16 protein-coding genes are annotated in these 20117 nt (G+C 47.6%); 5 read left to right on the top strand and 11 right to left on the bottom strand.

The window, feature by feature from the left end:
* Positions 1 to 10 precede the first annotated feature (10 nt).
* From AC2TF5_RS04590 to AC2TF5_RS04565, 6 genes are all read right to left on the bottom strand, one after another.
* Positions 11 to 1783: a hypothetical protein gene (locus tag AC2TF5_RS04590; RefSeq protein WP_491301054.1), complete on the bottom strand. Its 1773-nt coding sequence runs from the start codon at positions 1781 to 1783 to the stop codon at positions 11 to 13.
* Between the two features lie 173 nt (positions 1784 to 1956).
* Positions 1957 to 2391 (bottom strand): phage tail assembly chaperone, encoded by a 435-nt coding sequence (locus AC2TF5_RS04585; protein ID WP_491301053.1) that lies wholly within the window; start codon positions 2389 to 2391, stop codon positions 1957 to 1959.
* Between the two features lie 190 nt (positions 2392 to 2581).
* Positions 2582 to 2989, bottom strand: a complete 408-nt coding sequence (locus AC2TF5_RS04580; protein ID WP_491301052.1) for a phage tail tube protein — start codon at positions 2987 to 2989, stop codon at positions 2582 to 2584.
* Positions 2990 to 3020: 31 nt separating this feature from the next.
* Complete coding sequence (locus AC2TF5_RS04575; RefSeq protein ID WP_491301051.1) at positions 3021 to 4487, bottom strand: phage tail sheath family protein; 1467 nt, start codon at positions 4485 to 4487, stop codon at positions 3021 to 3023.
* A 2-nt stretch (positions 4488 to 4489) separates the two neighbouring features.
* The gene (locus tag AC2TF5_RS04570; RefSeq protein ID WP_491301050.1) at positions 4490 to 4699 is read right to left on the bottom strand and encodes a YqzN/YkzM domain-containing protein; all 210 of its coding nucleotides are present in this window, start codon (positions 4697 to 4699) and stop codon (positions 4490 to 4492) included.
* A gap of 10 nt (positions 4700 to 4709) precedes the next feature.
* The gene (locus tag AC2TF5_RS04565; protein WP_491301049.1) at positions 4710 to 5549 is read right to left on the bottom strand and encodes a hypothetical protein; all 840 of its coding nucleotides are present in this window, start codon (positions 5547 to 5549) and stop codon (positions 4710 to 4712) included.
* A 417-nt stretch (positions 5550 to 5966) separates the two neighbouring features.
* Between AC2TF5_RS04565 and AC2TF5_RS04560 the strand changes: the two genes are divergently transcribed.
* Positions 5967 to 7112, top strand: coding sequence for a lyase family protein (locus AC2TF5_RS04560; RefSeq protein ID WP_491301048.1), 1146 nt, complete (start codon positions 5967 to 5969; stop codon positions 7110 to 7112).
* A gap of 183 nt (positions 7113 to 7295) precedes the next feature.
* Here the strand turns inward: AC2TF5_RS04560 and rpoN are convergent, their stop codons facing one another.
* Positions 7296 to 8612: an RNA polymerase factor sigma-54 gene (gene rpoN / locus AC2TF5_RS04555; RefSeq protein WP_491301047.1), complete on the bottom strand. Its 1317-nt coding sequence runs from the start codon at positions 8610 to 8612 to the stop codon at positions 7296 to 7298.
* 108 nt (positions 8613 to 8720) lie between these two features.
* On the bottom strand, positions 8721 to 10268 hold the full coding sequence (pruA, locus tag AC2TF5_RS04550; RefSeq protein WP_491301046.1) for an L-glutamate gamma-semialdehyde dehydrogenase: 1548 nt from the start codon (positions 10266 to 10268) through the stop codon (positions 8721 to 8723).
* A 173-nt stretch (positions 10269 to 10441) separates the two neighbouring features.
* Between pruA and AC2TF5_RS04545 the strand changes: the two genes are divergently transcribed.
* Positions 10442 to 11362, top strand: a complete 921-nt coding sequence (locus AC2TF5_RS04545; RefSeq protein WP_491301045.1) for a proline dehydrogenase family protein — start codon at positions 10442 to 10444, stop codon at positions 11360 to 11362.
* Between the two features lie 89 nt (positions 11363 to 11451).
* Complete coding sequence (locus AC2TF5_RS04540) at positions 11452 to 13194, top strand: sigma-54 interaction domain-containing protein (RefSeq protein ID WP_491301044.1); 1743 nt, start codon at positions 11452 to 11454, stop codon at positions 13192 to 13194.
* Between the two features lie 146 nt (positions 13195 to 13340).
* On the opposite strand, the gene AC2TF5_RS04535 is transcribed toward AC2TF5_RS04540, so the two are convergent.
* The gene (locus AC2TF5_RS04535) at positions 13341 to 13817 is read right to left on the bottom strand and encodes an ArpU family phage packaging/lysis transcriptional regulator (RefSeq protein ID WP_491301043.1); all 477 of its coding nucleotides are present in this window, start codon (positions 13815 to 13817) and stop codon (positions 13341 to 13343) included.
* 342 nt (positions 13818 to 14159) lie between these two features.
* Here AC2TF5_RS04535 and AC2TF5_RS04530 point away from each other — a divergent pair, with 342 nt between their 5' ends.
* Complete coding sequence (locus AC2TF5_RS04530) at positions 14160 to 14594, top strand: helix-turn-helix domain-containing protein (RefSeq protein WP_491301042.1); 435 nt, start codon at positions 14160 to 14162, stop codon at positions 14592 to 14594.
* Between the two features lie 82 nt (positions 14595 to 14676).
* Complete coding sequence (locus AC2TF5_RS04525) at positions 14677 to 15102, top strand: ImmA/IrrE family metallo-endopeptidase (RefSeq protein ID WP_491301041.1); 426 nt, start codon at positions 14677 to 14679, stop codon at positions 15100 to 15102.
* A 100-nt stretch (positions 15103 to 15202) separates the two neighbouring features.
* On the opposite strand, the gene AC2TF5_RS04520 is transcribed toward AC2TF5_RS04525, so the two are convergent.
* Together AC2TF5_RS04520 and AC2TF5_RS04515 are read right to left on the bottom strand one after the other, a co-directional pair.
* Positions 15203 to 16471 (bottom strand): APC family permease, encoded by a 1269-nt coding sequence (locus tag AC2TF5_RS04520; RefSeq protein WP_491302807.1) that lies wholly within the window; start codon positions 16469 to 16471, stop codon positions 15203 to 15205.
* Positions 16472 to 16689: 218 nt separating this feature from the next.
* Positions 16690 to 20103, bottom strand: coding sequence for a DUF5704 domain-containing protein (locus AC2TF5_RS04515; RefSeq protein ID WP_491301040.1), 3414 nt, complete (start codon positions 20101 to 20103; stop codon positions 16690 to 16692).
* Positions 20104 to 20117: the final 14 nt, after the last annotated feature.

Below are 20117 nucleotides of genomic sequence, written 5' to 3'. Positions count from 1 at the left end.
ATTTGGATGGTTATGCATATGCCTTAGGTGCCGGCTTCCGGTTCTGCGTTGCTTTGTTAAATTCGGCTCTCAGGCGCTGCCCGATTTGCAGAATCAGCCCTTCAACATCCACCGGATGCTCTTCATGCACAGTGACCTGCACCGCTCCCGGCGGCAGATTGTAGTTCATCGTCGTTTCTGTCTTAAAATCCTTCAAAAAGCCTGACAAGGCCGTCATTTGCTCTGGACTAATCTGAATCACTTGCGGCGTCATTTTGTTCCCTGTGGCATTCAGGTTACCGTTTGCTACCGGTCCCATTCTTGGCCCTCCACTTAGAGACGGAGCCATACTTGCAGGAGGGATCGGTCCGTATGGGTTAACTAGTCCTGGATAAGGTGCCGGGGCAAAGGCAGTTGGAAGAACGGGTCCCGGTATGAATGGACCAGGTGCAGAAGAAGGAGCGCTAGATCTCGCTAAAGCAAGTGCGTCTGATATTGCCTGAGAAGCTGCGGGTGTTGTCGGCCTTCTTATGCTAGACGGTATTTCGGCGATATCCTCGGCTGGATTCTTCTTTTTACCGAAAGAGAATTTACTGGAAAACCAATCCGAAACCTTAGAAGCACCCTCTTTGATTTTGCTGCCAGCACCCGAGATCAGGCCACCTGCTTTTTCACCAATCCAGCTGCCAGCATCTGAGATCAGACCACCTGCCTTTTCACCAAGCCAGCTACCGGCGGCACCTCCCAAAGCAGAACCAATGAAGGTCCCTGCCCCCGGAATAATCGACCCAATAAAGCCGCCGATCGCCGTCCCTGCTCCTCCTCCGACAGTGGATCCTATAGCTTTAGCTCGCTCCTTACCGGGCTCAGCTGAAGCAATGGAAGCGACATCAGCGGCAAAAGCTAACGGACCCAGCAGACGTTTCCCGAAACCTTTCAAAAAGCCTGAGCCCATACCGCTTTTGCCAACACTATTCGCCACATTTGAGGGCATACTTTTTTTTGCAACGCCACTGTCAATGCCGGATACGATGCCGCTGTTGCCACCAAACATATCTTTTCCGGATTTCCACAACTCACTTATTCCGCCAAAAATACCTTTACCAGCGGATCCCGCAGTTTCAATCAGATCGCCTACTGCAGTTGTAAGTCTCCCTTTATTTTTGAGTTTCACCTTCTTTGTCTTCTCAACTCTTGTTTCAGAAGGTGAAGTATCTTTATTTTTTTTCCTAGCTAAGATACCTTTGGTTTTCTCAGACTTCCCCTCCCATGCATCACGAACTTCTTTTCGTTTCTTTGGCAGCTTACCAAAGCTTTTCACACCGCCGCCAAATAGAGCGACCGCTCCAGAAAAGTTAGCCACTTTATCCAACCAGGAGCTCTCCTTTTCCGCAGCCCCTCCCCCAAGCTCCAGTGATTCGAGCGTACTTGTCAGATTAGTAACTGAGTCCGTATTTGCCTGAAGCGCCTGGATCATCGGAGAAAAGTCCATCTGTCCGGTTACCTGTGTTATGTTCGGGTTTACATTGGCGGCTGCCTGCTGTTTCACATTCAAGTTCACATTCGCAGACGCCTGAATGACCTGGGATTTCACCCGGTTGAATTTTTCATACAGACTATCCAGTCCTTTCGAGGCGCTGTCCTTCAGCACAATTTCAGGCACCATGCGGGTTCTCCCGATTTTTAAGACGCGCCCCTGAATCCGTTCAAAATAACGCTCCATCGCCCGCAGCTCACGGTTCGCCTTGATCACATTTTTCGGGTCAATGACCAGATTCATGCGGTAGTTTATGGCTTCAGCCATATGTATTCACCTCCTTTGTATCTAATTCTGGCCTGCTATGCTGTCCATTTCCATTTCTGAAAAAGCTAGCAACAGCAAGCGTTCACCTCGCGGAAGACGCCAAAAATCTCCGGGACGAAGGTGATGCCGTACCCATAGATGATATAGCATCGTCGTCATTCCCCCGGAGCTGATCAGTTTTTTAGGTCAGAAATTTCAACCCCAAAGCCGGACAGTTCCAGCACTTTATCACCAACGGCATCCAGTTCTCCGGCCAGCAACATTCGGCGAACGGCCTGCTCCCCGCCCGACAGCTTCAAGCGGCTCGTAATCCGCGGATCACCCCAACCGTTCAGCGTAAGACCCTTCACAGAAAGGTTGCCTGTCGCTTCCGAAATGAGGAGCGCGTTAAACGTCTCGGTATCCACCTTCTCATCGACTGCGCCCTTCACCGTCCGGCGGACCGTGCAGCGCTCGCGGATGCTATCAACTCTACTCGAAGTCAGTCCGTGCAGAACGATCTGCATGTCCAGACGCTTAATGCGTACGGTTTCCTCCGGCAGCTTCTCAGCTGCCTCAAACAGACTGTCCAAAATTTGCTCTTCGCTCATATTTTCGTGTAAGCTCATGCGTTTAATCTCCTTTGTTAATAAAATGAATAGAGTTTGTGAATCAAATCGGCAGCCGCAAAATCCCCACATCGTGGGGATTTTTCATAGCAGCTCCTTATGCCAATTTCGCTAGAACGAACCATGCAGCAGATGGCTGACCTTTACACAAAAGATCATCATCAGGCATCTATATGGACCGCCTTGTTATTTAATCCGCTGTAATCGGATCTAACAGCTCATAACCTTCAAAAGTAAATGCAGTTTCCTCCTGCACTTCCTCTCCGGCTGTCCAGTTGGCCAGTTGGATTTTGTCCGGCATGCAGCGGATCAGGCGAACACGCTCATGACCGTAAGATTCGGGATCATCCAGCTTGGAGATAATATCGAATTTCGTAAAGCCGCGTGAGATCATATCTGAAGTGACCTTATAACCGCTTATTGTGCCGGTCCCTTTTTTACTCCCGTTTTTGTGCACCGTCCAGTCGTTTCCGACCAGCTTCAATTCCCGTTTCTCCAACTCTACGCTGGCTTCCAGCTTGTTAATATGCGTCTGCCATACCCCGTCGATATACGCTTGACCAAACGTTCCTAGAATGACTCTTGAAGCATCCAACATGTTTTGTTCCTCCTCAAAGTTTTAATTATTTTTATTGCACGTAAAAAGTACCAAACAGCTGCTCCATCACATCGGTCAGCTTCACGTTCCACTGCAAGAAGACCTGATCCGGCTCCGGCTTATTGACGGCGGAGTTGCCATAATAGGCAGGATCGAGAATGACATCATAACCGTCAGGCTCAATAACATTGCTCAGCGACAGCTGGGCGAGATATTCCTTCACGGCCCCAATCAGAGCAAGTCGGCCTTCCTCCGTGTTGTTCACCTTACCGATGTACGTCTGTTCCGCAGCATTCTGAAGGTCCGCATTAATCGCATCCATGACACGGATAGAGCGGATCTTTTTCCATGCATTGTTTTGGCCTTCTGCCGGATTGACGAGTGTATTGATTCCACGCAGCGTCTTAACTTGGCGTCCATCGAAAAAGAGCAGAAAAACGCCACTACGCACAGCCTGTTCCTGCTCGGAGCGCGTCCAGCGACGGGTTACATCTTCAAAAGGAGTAACCGCGTAGGTAGCAGATTGGTTCAGCCGTTGTCCCGCGATAAGGCCAGCCACATAGGCAGCCGTTTGCGCGGAGCTGTATTCCACACCGGACAGACGCACGCCAGTACCGACGTTGATAATCCCTTCATGGTTTAGCGTCATTGAGCGGGCTGCCGCCAAATTGGCCGCTTCCTTGGACACATCATCAGCTGCGCTTCCTCCGAAGACAGCCATAACACCACGGCCTTCATTCCGGATGCGTTTCACCCAAGCAGCAAAGCTTTGCAGCAAAGCCATATCAGCAGCATAGTCCAAAGCCAACACGTCAAAGTCCTGACCTTCAACCGCATCCTGCATCGCAATGTAATCAGCATTGGTAAGATCGCTGTTACCGCTCTGTCCTCCGGACAGCGCTACGCCGCTGATATCAGCGGGAATACCGCCATCACCCAGTACCTTGGCCGTCACCCAACCATTCACACTGTCTTCATTAATCTGTGCAGCAATCGACGCCGCAGAACCGTCAGCTCCTGTGTATGTGCTCAGCAGCTTGGCTCCCTCGTAGAGGCGAAGCTCACGAGCAGCCGGATCGCCAAGCGACGGCTGGATGGTGACAGAGAAACCATTACCCCGGCTACCCGGATATTTGGCCTGCAACTGCAGCACATCGGAAGGCGTAGCTTCTGCGTTCTGAAGTGTAACAGATGCGGCCTCCGCCGTATTATCTGCCAAACGGTAAGCAAGCAGCTTCTTCGGACCGCCGAGCAAGGCCAGATACAGTGACTGATAGGCTGTTGCTCCATCCAAACTATCCGTGGAAAATAACTCGGCAATCGCATGCTCGCTTCCGATTTCCACAAACTCACGCACCGGACCCCAGTTGGCTTTGACCGGTACAACGACTGTGCCGCGGTTTCCCCCTTGAATCGCTGATGCGGCTGCCGCCTTAAAATTCATATACAACCCCGGCAATACCGGTTTATTCGTGCTTTCCCATGTTCCACCTGCCATGATTAGACCACCTTCGCTTTCATAAATTGTTCGATTTTTTGTTTAACCTCAGCTACCGTGAACAGCTCTTCGGCTGCTCCATACATGGCTCCCGCAAGCACTTCTGCTCGAACTTCAAACAGCTCCTTGGCATGTGCCGCAAGCTCTGCCAACTCATAACGCGGAGCATTGCTGACGCGGGCTTTCGTGTTGATTGTTTTTTTACCAGCCATTAGGACCACCTCACTTTAAAATAGGATGAATGTTAACATGGCGGATCAATGCTGCTTCTTCCGCTGGCCGCATCTTCCGCTGCATCAGGGTCAGCTTAAGCTGACCGTCAAGAATGGGATCGGCTTGTAAATCGCTAGATACATCCACCACCGATACATACCGGCGATCCTCAGAATCCAGCAGCAGCTGGACCTTAGATCCGAGCGCCTCAACGAGCTTCATACTTGCAAGCTGATCACTTCCCAAGACTGGGGAGGCAACATGCCCGATGAAGCTTTTTCTAACCTCAACCTTGGAGGCTCCCGCCGACTTCGTCTCGCAGCCTGTCATCCGCCATAAAATAGCGTAATCGTCGCGGCCCGCAGGCCATGCCGTATGATAGATCCTCCAGGGATTCCCCAGTAGGTCTCCTGTCCAAGCAGCCAGAGCACCAAGCCATTCATCTGGTTGTGCGATCGAACCTGCTCCTAGAGCCTCCGGCATATAGACGCCAAAACGCAGCAGCCTGAAGGTTTTACCTGATACAGGATCGAGCTTGTCCGCTTCTGGGACACCCAAATAATGAAGTATAAATGCTTCATCCTCTGTGTCAGTCACTCGCTTGCGCTGCAGCCCCTTGATTAAGTGTTTAGCCCACTCATCCATCTGCAACAAACCGGAACTCCCTGCATACAGCTTCAACCGCACCACCTGCCGGTACCCCGCCCATGAAGATTTCCATACATCTTCACCTAAAGCAATGACTGCGTAGGGATCATCGTTCGACCCATCCGGTGGGTGTACATCATACACCCGGCCTTCGAGCTCCGGGATGATGTCGGTGACGGCCTGCCGGACCGCCCCTCTCATTCCTCGGATTGCCGGACAGCTTCCTTCCTGTCATCCGATGCGCTGCATCTAACAAAGATTGCTTGCTTGCGCAACACGGCTCCTCCTTTCTGTCTTCTATATGGATCGGGAATGGCTCAAGGAAGCTTATCCGCAGCAAAAAACCGACCCCCTGGCCGGTTCACAATACACTGTGTGTGTGTTCGGTATGCCCTTTTGCTTCATTCCCGATAATACAATCTTACACCCCTGAAACGGATATGCTGACGGTGGAACGGACGGATAAAGAGGATCTTTAAGCGGATTGGGGGATGGAAAAAGCGCGAATGTACGTTCGCATATTTTAACTTGGACGGATTAGTACCCTTTTTGTTGGTACAGAAATTGCTTGTTTAATCTTCATTAGTTAAAGGTTATCACCAAACTTGCGGAGGGATCATGATGATAAGAATCGAACGAGACGAATTAGGGGCTGTAGAGGTACCTGCCTATGCTTACTATGGGATCCAAACACTGCGAGCTGCCCAGATTTACCCAAATGCCAGAACCCCCGTTCACCGTGCGTTTATTGTAGCTATGGCTTATGTTAAAATCGCGGCTGCGAAAACAAACCTTGAAATCGGAGCACTGCCTCAACGAATCGGCAACCTCATTGTGATGGCAGCGGAAGAGATATTGAGGGGTAAACATTTGAAGCACTTCATCGGCAATTATTCACAAAGCCCCTCCGGGGATATCCTGAATACCAATATGAATGAAGTACTGGCTAACCGTGCCCTGGAATTCATGCTTGAAGATAAAGGAAATTACGGCGCCGTCAATCCTGAGCTGCACGCGAATTTATCGCAGACGGCAAACGGGGTCATGTCGGCCACTCTGCGGATCGCAGCTTATCGGCTCACGCAGGACTTAATCAAGTCCTTGCATTTTTTGAAAACCGAATTATTGTACAAAAAGGAACAGATCGATCGGCTCCACACTCCGGAAATTTCTTCGCAGAATTCTGGTTCGCCAATATGGCTCGGTCGCCAATTCGGGGATTACGCGCAGCATATTCAAAGCGATGTAACGCGGCTTGACAAAGCCGCCTCACACATGAAGACGATACACTTGAGCTTAAGTGCCATTGGCAGTGAACCTGATAGTCACTGCGGGTTTAACGAAATAGCTGTCTCCCATTTACGGGAACTAACCCAAATCGAGCTTTTTACTTCCACAAGCGGAGAAGTATCTTATCATGTTTTTGCTGAACTTTCTTCCGCACTAAAAGGTTTGGCTGTTAACCTGTCTAGGTTATGCAGTGATATTCTCCTCGGTGCTTCCTTGGAGCAGGCCGATACCAATCTGGCAGATGGCACCATGCACGCAAAGGCTGCATCGCTTAGCCAATCCGCCTTCCAGGTCATCGGATTGACCCACAGCATCAGCCTCGCAGCCGAAGCCGGCATGCCGGATCGAAACGCAGTCCCGCCCATTATCACCTACAATGTAATGGAGTCCTTGAGCCTGCTCATCAACGGAATCGAATTATTTACGCTTGATACCAGCGGGAGCCCGAATCCTTCCAGCACGGTCTTCCGCTGAAAATCTCCTGATAAAGGTGAACCATAAGGTTAATGAAACCTGAAATAGCGGCGCAGGAGTATTCCCTACGTCGCCATTTCTTTTTTTATTCATTCGTGGTTCATAGCGAACTTTTCCTCATACGAGCGTCCCCCTTTTGGAAACCCTTTCAGTTCCATTCAAAATGGTTAGGGACAGCACTCTTCATAATCTCCGCCTACGGTATGTTGAGGACAAGATTTTCAATTCTTCACGATATTTGGTTACCGTTCTGCGCGATAGCTGTATCCCTTCTGCAAACAGTAGCTCAACGATTTTCTGATCGGAATACGGCTTACTCTTGTTCTCGGCGTCGACGAGTTCCTTGATTCTCAGCTTTACGCTACGCGAGGATGCCCCGCTTCCGTCCGCTGTGGATAAACTAGCCGCGAAAAAAAACTTTAAAGGAAACACGCCATGCGGGGTAAGCACGAACTTGTCGTGAATTGCCCGGCTGACTGTGGATTCATGCATCCCCAACATGCTGGAGATGTTAAATAAATTCATCGGACGAAGGCCTTTTACGCCTCTCGCCAGAAATTCCCGTTGTTCCTCCATCATAGCCGTTATTACTCTCACCAAGGTCAGCTTCCGCATCTCGATACAGCGTTCAATCCAATGCGCCGACTTAAAGCAATTGCTTAAATATGAGGACGCCTCGGCCGTTTGCCTGATTTTTATCCACTCTCGGTATTCCTTGTTCACGGATAGTCTGGGGTGGGCAGAAGGGTGCAGCGCAACCGTAAAATCATCCCCTATACACCGGACAACAGCATCAGGAACGATATAATGTGATTCTGGAATGTTCATCGATAGCCCCGGACGCGGATTCAAGCTGCGGATATACAGTGAAGCACTCCTCACTTGTTCCTTGTTAATTCGTAAAGCAAGAGCGATCTGATCGAAACTTCCATTGGCCAGTAGCGGTAAATACCTATCCACGATTTCTTCCGCATACGGAACAGGTTCCGGGTCCCGACTGATTTGCAGCAGCAGACATTCCCGCAAATCCCTGCAGGCTATTCCTGCCGGCTCTAAAGATTGCAGTTGGTGTAGTGCTGTACCCAGAAGATCTTCAGAAAACTTTAACACTCCTCTGAGGTCCGACAACTCCGCATCCAAATACCCGTCATCGTTAAGATTTCCCGCCAGAAATGCGGCGGCCCGATACACATCGGCTGGAAGGGAGAGGAGACGGAGCTGATTCTGCAACCTTATCTCCATTGAATCTTGCGCTGGCTTCACATTCCACAGCGGATCTTGTGCATACTTAATGCTGCTGGTGCTTGTTCCGCGTTTCTTGCCATATCGGTAGCCATCATATCCAGCTTCAATCTCAAGGACCGGATTCTCCATAGCCTGCTCTTGCAGATATTGCATAAGCTCATATCCTGACAATGATAAAATATGAATGGATTGCTTCAATTCAGGTGTTATGGTCAAAGTCGGACGTTGATCCTGCACCAAATGATAGCTTAACAACAGATTCCCCCCTTCTCCCGGGTCGGCTATAACTACATCCTACGATCTTTTTCTTCTACTATACTTAATATGATCTGCAATGAACATTGAATGTTACAAACAGCTCCATTAAAACCTGTCGCAAACCAGCTTGCCTTGAGTAAACAGTAGCAGATAATCCCGGCCGCCTGCCTTGGAGTCCGTACCCGACATATTGAATCCGCCGAACGGGTGAGTTCCAACCAAAGCGCCTGTGCACTTGCGGTTGAAGTATAAATTCCCAACGTGGAATTCACGTCTGGCTTTCTCCAGGTTAGCTCCGTTGCGTGAGATTACAGCCCCTGTTAAGCCATAATCGGTTCCGTTAGCAAATTGAAGTGCCTCGTCAAACGACGCCGCTTTCGTAAACGCTACGACAGGTCCGAATATTTCTTCCTGAGAAATCCGGGCATCTGCATCCACATCGGCGAAGATTGTAGGTTCGATAAAGTAACCGTTCGGATCACCCGTACTACCACCGAGCACCAAACGTCCTTCCTTCTTACCAATTTCAATATATTCCAAGATCTTATTATATGCTTTCTCATCTATAACCGGCCCCAGATTGGCATCTGCATCTGCTGGATTCATCATCTTCAGCTGTCCTGCGCGCTCTACCACCCGCTCCAGCACCGTGTCATAAACATCTTCGTGAATGATGGCGCGTGAACAGGCTGAACATTTTTGCCCGGAGAACCCGAATGCAGACAATGTGATCATATCAGCAGCCAGATCCAGATCAGCTTCACTATCAACAACGATTGCATCTTTACCGCCCATCTCAGCCACTACTCGCTTGATCCACTTTTGTCCCGGATTTGTCTTGGCAGCACGTTCATTAATTCGCAGACCGACATCGCGGGAACCGGTAAAGCTGATGAATCTTGTAAGCGGATGATCGACCAGGTAATCTCCTACTTTACCACCGGGACCCGGGAGGAAATTGACAACACCAGCCGGCAAACCCACCTCTTCAAGCAAGACCATAAATTTCGCGGCAATTACCGGCGTAGTGCTTGCCGGCTTTAGGACAACGGTATTGCCGGTAACGATGGCGGCTGCAGTCATACCTGCCATAATTGCTAGCGGAAAATTCCAAGGCGGAATGACGACACCAACTCCAAGCGGGATATAATACAGTTCATTCTCTTCCTCAGCACTTGCCGTTAACGGCTGAGGTAGACTGAGCCGCTGCATCTCACGTGCATAGAACTCCAGGAAATCAATGGCTTCCGCTGTTTCCACGTCAGCCTCCACTCTGGTCTTTCCGGCCTCGAACGTCATGATGGCAGAGAATTCATGTTTGCGCCGGCGCAAAATGGCTGCTGCCCGGTACAGGTACCTTGCGCGTTCATTCGGATCGGTATGTTTCCATGTCTCGAATGTCGCTGCCGCCACTTGAATCGCTTTCTCTGCAAGATGGGTATCCGCTTGCGAGACAATGCCAATCACCTGCGAATGATTGGCCGGATTTATGGAAACGGCTGTACGATCGGTTGTAATTCTTTCGCCGCCAATGATGAGTGGATACTCTTTGCCCAGTTCAGCCTCTGCTTTTTTCAGCGCCTGCTCAAATAATTCGTGGTTGCTTTCTTCCTTAAAATTTACAAATGCCTCATTCTTAAACTCGGTTCTCATATTCGAACAACCATCCTCTCACAATTTGTTTAGATATATCGTCTTCTCACACAAAGATACAAAGCAATTATCATACCAAGTCAAAATCAATGCTATTTGGCACATATTTTGCTTAAAAATATGTCGATTCAGTATCTTTATTACTACAAACCTCTTGAAAGGGGAAATAATCTTTGGATCACATTGAACTTTATCGCAAAACGCTGTTGTCGGTTTCCGGAAATCGTATGGTCGAGAAACTTGCCATGAAATACGGTCGGAAATTGGCCGGTAAATTCATTGCAGGCGACACACTCGCTGAAGCACTGGACGAAATTGAGCATCTGAATGACAAGGGAATAATGGTGACGCTGGATCATTTAGGAGAGGGCATTTCGCACCTAAACGAAGCTGCAGCATACAGGGAAGAATATATCAGGCTTGTGGAAGGCATTGCTGAGCGGAAAGTCAGCTCCAATGTATCGCTGAAGCCGACACAGATGGGATTGGCCCTCGACGAGCAAGTCTGTTACGATAACATCCGCTCGATCGTGCTCCAAGCTAAACAACATAACAATTTCGTCCGAATTGATATGGAGGATTCGCCTTTCACCCAAGCCACGATTGATATTGTACTCCGGCTGCATGCGGAGGGTCTGACCAATGTCGGCACCGTCATCCAAGCATACTTACTTCGCACGGAGAAAGATGTTAACCATTTGATCGACGCTAAAGTCAATCTCCGGCTTGTAAAAGGAGCCTATAAAGAACCTTCAACGGTTGCCTATCAGCAAATGAGTGAGGTGATTGACAATTACAAACGGATCATCAAGATGCATTTGGACAGTGGCGTATATACAGCGATCGCCTCACATGACGATCGGATCATAAACTGGGTCAAAACCTACACCAAGGAGAATGGCATCACCAAGGATGCGTTTGAGTTCCAGATGCTTTACGGCTTACGGATGAATGATCAGGCTGAATTAGCCAAAGAAGGTTACCGTATCCGCTGTTATATGCCTTATGGCACGATGTGGTATCCCTACTACACTCGCCGATTGGCCGAGAAACCAGCCAACCTGTGGATGGTTCTCAGCAATATGTTCAAATAATATTTACACTGAAAATCAGGCTAGGTATAATGGCCCTAATAATACAAACATGATAAAATGTTTATTTATCATATATAGGGGGCGCCGGAATGAAACATGTATTGCCTAGTCTGGAATGCCTTATCCGTACGGATTACAGTATGATTCATCTGTCTAACCTGTCAGAGCTTGAGGGCGTTCAACACGAGGCTGTTGGAGTTCCTATCTTCTTGGAGAACGATCAGGGCCGCTATGGTTTGCTGCAATTAGAAACCGCTCCCAAACTTCTTGACCAACCCTGTGTAATGGATGTTGCTGTTGTAAATATAGATGATTCTTTACAAAGCATCACTCAAGCATTCAAAGTGGCCCCTCTCGCGATTGTGGAACGCAACGGTACACCCGTTGGCTATATCTCATCAAGCGATGTGATCGAAGCCACGCTGCAAGCGTTTCGGCATCTGGAGGCTTATTTCTCCTCCACCTTAGAAACGCTTAATCCCGATGTCGCGATTACACTAATCAACGAGGAAGGCCATGTGGCCGTCTGGACATCCGGCGCGGAGCACATCTTCTCAATTCGCAGGGACGAGATTATTGGGAAGCCCGCTTCGGATTTTTTTCAAGTTGACCGTTTACAGTCGCTACGAACGCTCAAGACCGGCGAATCAGCCCATAAAATGCAGCACCGGCCTCGCCAAGATATGTTTGTCCTCATTAATTCCAATCCCATCACCCTAGATGATCAGATCATTGGCGCTGTAGCGGCAGAATCCGATCTGACCACACAAATGAGACTCCATCAGGAATTGCTCCAGATGACGACCAAGGTCCATCATTTACAGAAGGAAGTCGCCATGCTCAGCCCTTCAAGCGATCCTTTCCAACATATCAAAGGAACAAGCAGAACCATCAAGAATAGCATCGATACCATCCGAAAGATCAGTACAACCAAAGCGACGGTCCTCATTCAAGGAAAAAGCGGCACCGGGAAAGAGCTTTTCGCCAAAGCAATCCATGATTCCCGTGAAGGGAGCAGTGCTCCGTATATTGCCATCAACTGCGGAGCCATTCCAGCTGCCTTGTTCGAGAGTGAATTGTTTGGCTATGAGAGGGGAGCCTTCTCGGGAGCGGACCCTAAAGGCAAGAAGGGAAAAATAGAACTCGCGAGCGGCGGCACCCTATTCCTGGATGAGATCGGGGAAATGCCGCTGGAGATGCAGGTCAAGCTGCTTCGTGTGCTGCAAGAGCGAAGTTATTTTCCCGTTGGCGGCACACAGTTGAAGCAGACCGACTGCCGTATCATCGCAGCAACCAACCGCAATCTGGAACAGATGATTGCCGAGGGCAGCTTTCGTGAGGACCTGTACTATCGATTGAACGTGGTTTCCATTGAGATCCCTTCCTTGCGTGAACGCAAAGAAGATATTTACGAATTGGCGCAATCCTTCCTGCAAGAATTCTCGCTTATTTACGGCCGGCATATCCAGTCTATTGCTCCCGATGTGTTTGAAGATCTGCTCCTTTACGACTGGCCGGGCAATATCAGGGAATTGCGCAACACAATAGAGCGACTAGTGATTTTCTCCACCGATGGTGAGATTCGACGCGAATATTTACCTGACAATATCTATTCAGGGGATAAGGATATCGCAGTTTCGAATCCAATGTCCTATAACTTAGACATTATGGAGATGGACGGTGCAAAGTTTCAAGCGGAGCTCGATAAATTAGAGCGGAATTTATTATTGCAAGCGCTAGCATCAGCTAATGGAAATAAGCTGACCATTGCCAAACAACTTGGCATCTCAAGGGCAACACTATATAACAAGCTGAAGCGGTTGAATTTGTAACACTGCAGCGCAAGTCTAAGTATTTAGACACACTCTGTCCCACTGTCTAAATAGTTGTACAGCATAAATAGAGACATGCCGCTTCAATGATGTGAAACCGGAAGACCTGTTAGGTCCTCCGGTTTCTATTGATTAAGCCATAACAATCAACCTAATTTACATTTCGCAGCCTTCTCTAGCTCCGTCAGCTTTATCAGCCCCCTGTCCGCAAAGACAAGAGCCATTTTATAAAAGGCCTTGGTGCGGATCTTCGTATACGTATCCTTACTGACTGGCGGTTCAAGAATATGGTTGTACACCTTATAATCAAATACATCGTCTTGCTTCATATATCTCTCCCGTATCAGTAGCTGCTCACGCTCACTAAGCCGCCCCACGATCGATTCAATCATCTCACAATAATCCTTCCTTGCCGCAGGAACATCTACATTATATATGGCAATCTTCGCCGTTTGATCTGAGGTCACATTGGTCGGTCCGTGGAACCGCTCTGTATACGATGCAGTCATGCTCACCTCTCTTACTTCAAACGTAATCATTTTATAGATACGATACTTCTCAAATATCGCCTCAACAGCAATTTGGGTTTTTCTGCGATCCAATTCCGGTAAAATAGAGTTCATGCCAATTCGCTCCTCTTTAGAAAGTCGTATTAATGTAAAACAGCGCTGCTACGCTCAACCCCATATCCCACAACGATGGTTATTTTGCCATTTGGCATCAAAACATTCATTATTCACTGTTCGTATTTTCGTTCGTATTTAAATACAATATACCACTATTTGGACATTGTCGTAAAATACTAAAATTCCTAATCTATCGTCATGGACGTCTGCTTACCTCCGTTTACCTTGCCTTTTGGCAATGATATCTCTTTTTCTTTTACCTGTTGGCAAAAGCATTCGATCTGTTTATACTATAATTAATAAGAAGCTATATGGGCGAAGGTAAGGAGTGGCCGGAACGTGGAGCAATCATTTGGTTCATACTTAAAACAGTTAAGGGAAGAACGTGGATGGAGCATGAATCAGTTGGCTCAGGCCGCTGAGATCAGCGGTTCACAAATATCGCGTATTGAAAATGGTCTAAGGGGCGTCCCCAAGCCGCAAACGATCCGCAAAATTGCCGATGCATTGGACGGCTCCTATGAGGAGCTGATGAAGCGGGCGGGTTATTTGGAGAGTGAGCATACCGACCAGAAGTCTGGAGTAGACATGCCGGTTCCCGAATGGGCAACGTACAAGGATAAGAGGGATTTCAAAAAAATGCTGGAAGATGACGGAGATCTGATGTTCGACGGTATTCCACTGGATCAGGAAGACAAACAGCGAATCAAGGATGTGTTGACCGGGTTGTTTTGGGAGGCCAAACAGATGAATAAACGGAACAAGAAACGGTAGAGTAAAACTCTGATAATGGACAACCGGTATTGGCTTTTTATAAAGAACGAACACACTACAATAATGTTGCAGGTGAAACGGCATGGATGATCTGGTACAACCTTTAATTCGCAAGCTCATCAAAAAACATCATACCAACTGCCCCTTTCAATTGTCTGCGTCGCTTGGAATCCACATCCGGTACGCTGATCTTGGCAAAACAACCAAAGGGCTTTATTTCCGCAAGCTTAGAAGGCGGTTTATCGTCATCAATTCCCATCTGCCTGCCGAATGGCAGCGGTTTGTATGCGCTCATGAGCTAGGACACGACCGTCTTCATAAGGGGATAAGCCGTTTATTTCTGGAAGAGCATTCTTACTTCTGCCCCGGTAAACTCGAAAGACAGGCAAATCGTTTTGCCGTTGCTTTATTGACAGCTGATTTAGCGCCCATGCGTGAAGAAAGTAAGCGGGAATATTACCTGCGAGCCGGCATTCCACAGGAAATGCTATATTTTTTTGACACATAAACGAACATTAGTTCCTATAATGGGATTTATTTCGTACAAAAAAAGGACCGAACGTTCTTGCGTCCAGTCCTTATCCAAGTCATATAGTCCTTATATTCATTTACCCTTTTTGATATATCTTCTGCAAAATATAATAGACCGGCAGTCCGATCAGCGTCAGGCCGATCGCCCACAAGCTGTTCGCCGGTTGGTTCAGCAGCGTGCTGATCACCACAAACAGCGAGCCTGAAATCGCTACTAGCGGAACAAATGGATACAGAGGTACACTGTAATGCCGCTTCAGATCTGCACGACGCTTTCGCAGAATGAATACTGCGATAAACGCCATAATGTAAAACAGGTAAATAGCGAAAATCGCCATCTCCGACAGATAGTCCGGATTACTGAGCACCATCATAATGACAGCGAGGATCACCTGCATGACGATAGCAGCCACTGGTGTCCGCGATTTCGGATGAACCTTACTCAAAATTTTCGAAAAAGGAAGCTGGTGTCGTTCCGCCATAGCAAAAGGCACTCGGGGAAAAGTTAAGATTTTCCCGTTCATACAGCCGAATATAGAGATCAGAATACCGACGCTGATAATCTTGGCACCGATCCCTCCCATTAAAATTTCCGCCACTTTCCCCGCTGAAGCCGTCCCCAGGGAGACGATTTCGGATGCCGGAAGCACCTTCAACATTGCAAAGTTGATCACCAAGTATGCGATGGTTACTACGGTTAAGCCACCAACAATGGCGATTGGTAAATGTTTTGCGGGATTTTTCATCTCACCAGCCACGAATCCTAGCAGCATCCATCCATCATAAGCGAACAGCGTTGCCAGAATGGCCGCTCCCATCCCCAGCTGATCCATGACCGGACTCCCGCTGCTGAATACCTGCTCGTTACCTTTCCAGACGCCCAGCACAGCAATAAGCACAATCGGTACGAATTTGGCAAGCGTGGTTATCGTCTGAATCGATCCGCCATACCTGGTTCCTAGACTGTTAACAGTAGCCAAGAAAATAACAGCGCCGATGCCAAGCGGGAGATACCATGCTTCGGATAGGTAGAACAGATTGGCGAGCAGCAGTCCAAAATACAGCCCCAATGCACCGATAATCGCCGGTCCATAAATGATTGTCTGCATCCACCCGCACAAATAGCCCCAAATCTTGCCGTACACTTCCTCCATATAAACGTACAGTCCTCCGGTCTTCGGAATTTGCACTCCGACTTCCGCAATCGTAAGACCACCCGCAATCGTAATAATTCCACCTAGGAGCCATGCGACAAGAGCAAGCGTTGAACCACCCGCATATTGAATAACAACCCCTGGCTTCATAAAAATGCCTGAACCTATAACGGTACCGATAACAATGGACATGGCTACCGATAGCCCGATCTGTTTCTTTAACTGTCCTTCTGTTTCCACATCATTTCCTCCAGCTATAATCTTGTTGTCGAGAATACATTATATCACTTTTGCTTTTTCTTATACGGTGAATCTTACTTCCAATCTGCATTCCAATCTAAAAAACCAAGCGCTTTAAGCGCTTGGCTATTTAGTATCACATCAACTTAAAATGCTCTCTCCCCATCCCACTAGTGAGGTACTTGCGAGGAAAAATCTTTCTTACTGGACTGATCCGCATGATAAAACACCGTGTCACCATCGGTCAGTGCGAACCTGTTACCATACGGATCGGTATACGTGTTATTGAACCCTTCCAGCTTCCACTGATTCATCAGTGGAGCATGAATATACTGGAGATGCGGCCGATCTATGTTGCCATTTTGAATGGTCTCAATATTAAAGTTCACCACGATAAAACCTTTTTTCAGAAAAACGTCCGATTTCTCGTCGATCCCCTTTCCGCGGCCATAAGCGGCAAGATTGGTTCCTTTCTTGACGACATAAACGTCCGACGGAATACTGTATTCTCCATACCAGCGCTGAACAGCTGCATTGGCCCTTTCTGAATCCACCGAAGGAGGAAGTCCGATCTTCGGACCGATCAGGGTACGCACTCCGGAAGGCAACAGCATCCAATCATAACGCCCAACCCATGTCTTGCTCTTGGAGATTTTGTTCATATACTGCTTGGCGTAAGCCTGAGCCGACATCCCACCGGATGCTCCGCCGTGATTGTACAAATACGACGCCGTATCCTGCATTTCACTCTGGGGCACATTCCGGAGCCGTTCATTAAGAATCACATATCGCTTCTCTGTGTCCTGAGGCGATCCGATTCGGATAAAGTTCCGGCTGCTGCTGTGATAATAAAGATCTACTGGCTGCCGACCTGATCCATCTTTTTTCACAAAATCGAAGCTAGGTGTTATCGAGATGCCATCTCTTATGCTGAACATATTCCCTTTTGTTTTGAGATCAAATTTGTAATGGTAGCCTGTTTTCACAGAGATGTTCTTATATCCTTGCTGTGGATGTTTCCCTGGTGCGATAGGCAGTGTATACGGCAGCTGATTTCCTCTAGGATCTCCGTCTATATCCCGCTGACCAGTCCAATAAAATGTGCCGCGCGGCGTTGCGCTTCCCTTTTGCGTACGAAATACGGTTTCCCAGTTGTAATCGACGATATCCGTGATTCGAAAATCGTATACTCGTCCAATAACTTCCACTGGTTCAATATCCGTCGCCACATGGTGGCTCAAATCCTGGTTCGCGCTTGGCTGAGTTGAAAAATCCCCAGGTGCATTTTCAGCGATGTTCCTAAAGTCCACTTGGTAATCGCCTTCGTCTACCCACACGGGTAAGAAGAATTCTGTATCCAACTGGTTAACGGGTATATCGATCCAGGTACCTTTCGGGTAGAATATAGTTCGGCTACCGTTGTACGTATCAAAAGGGAATTTCACTTGTTTCGTTCGGAAGTACTTAGCATAATCCCTGTTCCCATAACCAGGATAATTCACATGCTGTCCATTCGTAGGAATTCGTACTTTAAATGGCCTCTCTAAGATGAATGCTGCCCGAGAATAATTCGGGTTAGTCTTTTGATTATGTGCCTGATCATCCGTCACCGAAGAGTAGTTAACTACCGGAGTATGTACAGTAACTGTATTAATTCCATGGATTGAAAACTTCTGGTCGCTACCACCGTTGATATTCCCGGGTATCAGACCGTAGAAAATCTCACCAGCGCTTGTTGTGTTAGCTCTATTGACCTTATCTTTGCTGATCATATGGTTAGGACTGTATAGTACATCCTGTCCTATCTGCGTTGGCGCCGGAATACTTCCCGGCTTAGGTCCTTTTTCTTCCACTCGCTCCCCATTGATGATGGTTTGATTGTTAAAGTCCAGCGAATCATTGGTAACTTGGACCTTGCCGACTGCATCTTCAGCGAAGCTCTTTAAGTCTTCGTTGTCTGGTGACGGTCTGCTCTTTCCTCCGTTCTTGCTTCCTCCTGGAGCCGTAATGGTTCCTGGATCTGGTGGAGGATAAAAATTCCCGGTTTGTTCTGCAGTAAACTCTGGCTCTTGGTATTCTTTCGGATCAATTGAAATCTCACCGCCTGGCAAGGCATAATTCCGAAGTATTCCCTGATCAATCTTGTAAACTTCCAAATTATCGATCGCCCAAAAAGAGTATGGCCGTTCGATGATATGTGTCTGTGTTACCGTTTCTTGATCAGACTGCGGATCCGGAACAGTAGTCGTTTTTCCATCGACAGTAATTGTCTTTCCAGGGTCCCAAGTCAATGTCCATGTTTTTTCAACATTCACCGTAAATGCACACGTGCCGGTCATATTAACGAACTTATTTTGATAAAGATAATTTCTTGCTAGAATATTCCCATATAAACTCTCAGATGTCGGTATTCCTTGCAGAACATCAAACTGTTCACTGCCTCGTTGATCCGCTTTTATAACCGCAGTAGCGACCGGATCCATGTATTTTCCGGGTATCACTGTTCCTGGTGTCGGTACTGTACACATAGGAGGTGGGGGTGGCTCTTCACATCCTGGCTCTCCTGGCTTACATGGTGGTTTATCGCCATCTACCGTGATGGTAATCGTGGCCGTCAATTCATAACCATCCTTTTTCCAGACAGCTGTTATCTTTGCGGACCCTTTTTTGACTCCTTTTATTTTTCCACTTTTCCCAACCGGTTCGACGGCACCTTTGTTATTAGAGTTCCATTCATGAATCCCCGTAGAAACATCCACCGGTGTACCATAATCAGTTTGACCAGCTGCCATTGTGGCTACGGCAGCTTTTAGATTCGTTTCTTCTCCAACTTTCAGTGATGTTTTACCGGTTAGAGTTATTTTCTTTTGTTCAACATAATCACCACGCCAAAAGATATTTATTGGTGTGTAATATGCTGCCGTATATTTATACCAAGGTAAGTAACCTCCAATAGCATCGCTCCATCTTTTATTTCCTGTGTTTTTGTAATCAAAATGATTGAATGATTTTCCTGTTTGAGATGTGATCATCACAGCAGTTTTTAAATCAGATATTTCAAGAGCCGTAATTTGTGAATCAAAACCCTGCCGTCCTTTTAGTGTATGGACTTCTGTTATGATTTGTTTTGTAACTTTGCTTGGATGATAACCATCCTTACCATTACTATCCACCCATATGTGAGGTTCATACAAGGGACTACTTTTCATTTCGATTTTATCAACAACCGTACCATCTTCCGGCCATGGATTTTCATTCGTTCCAGCCATAGGAACATCAATAGTTCCGCCAGGAGCACGGTAACTATTTGCCCGCCACTTTCCGTTATCAAGCTGGTACCAATATACCCCTGGTTCTGATTGACGTTCTCCCTTTACTCTTGTCACTTTTTTTTGATGTGCTGTTGGGGTCGATCCGTCAGGAATAAACTGTGGCGGTTTCAAAGGCTTAGTATCTTCTTCATCAGAACTTACTGTACCGACTGGATCTGTTGGAGCTGCATTAGCAATATCAATCTTTAAGGGCGAAAAAATGATACTAGTGATTAAAACACCTATAAGAAAGATAATATGGGCTTTCTTCATCTAGCGCTGTCCCC

Source organism: Paenibacillus sp. JNUCC 34 (genome assembly GCF_058269055.1).
The sequence above is the reverse complement of the archived record's forward strand: the minus strand, read 5'-3'. Positions and strand labels throughout refer to the sequence as shown.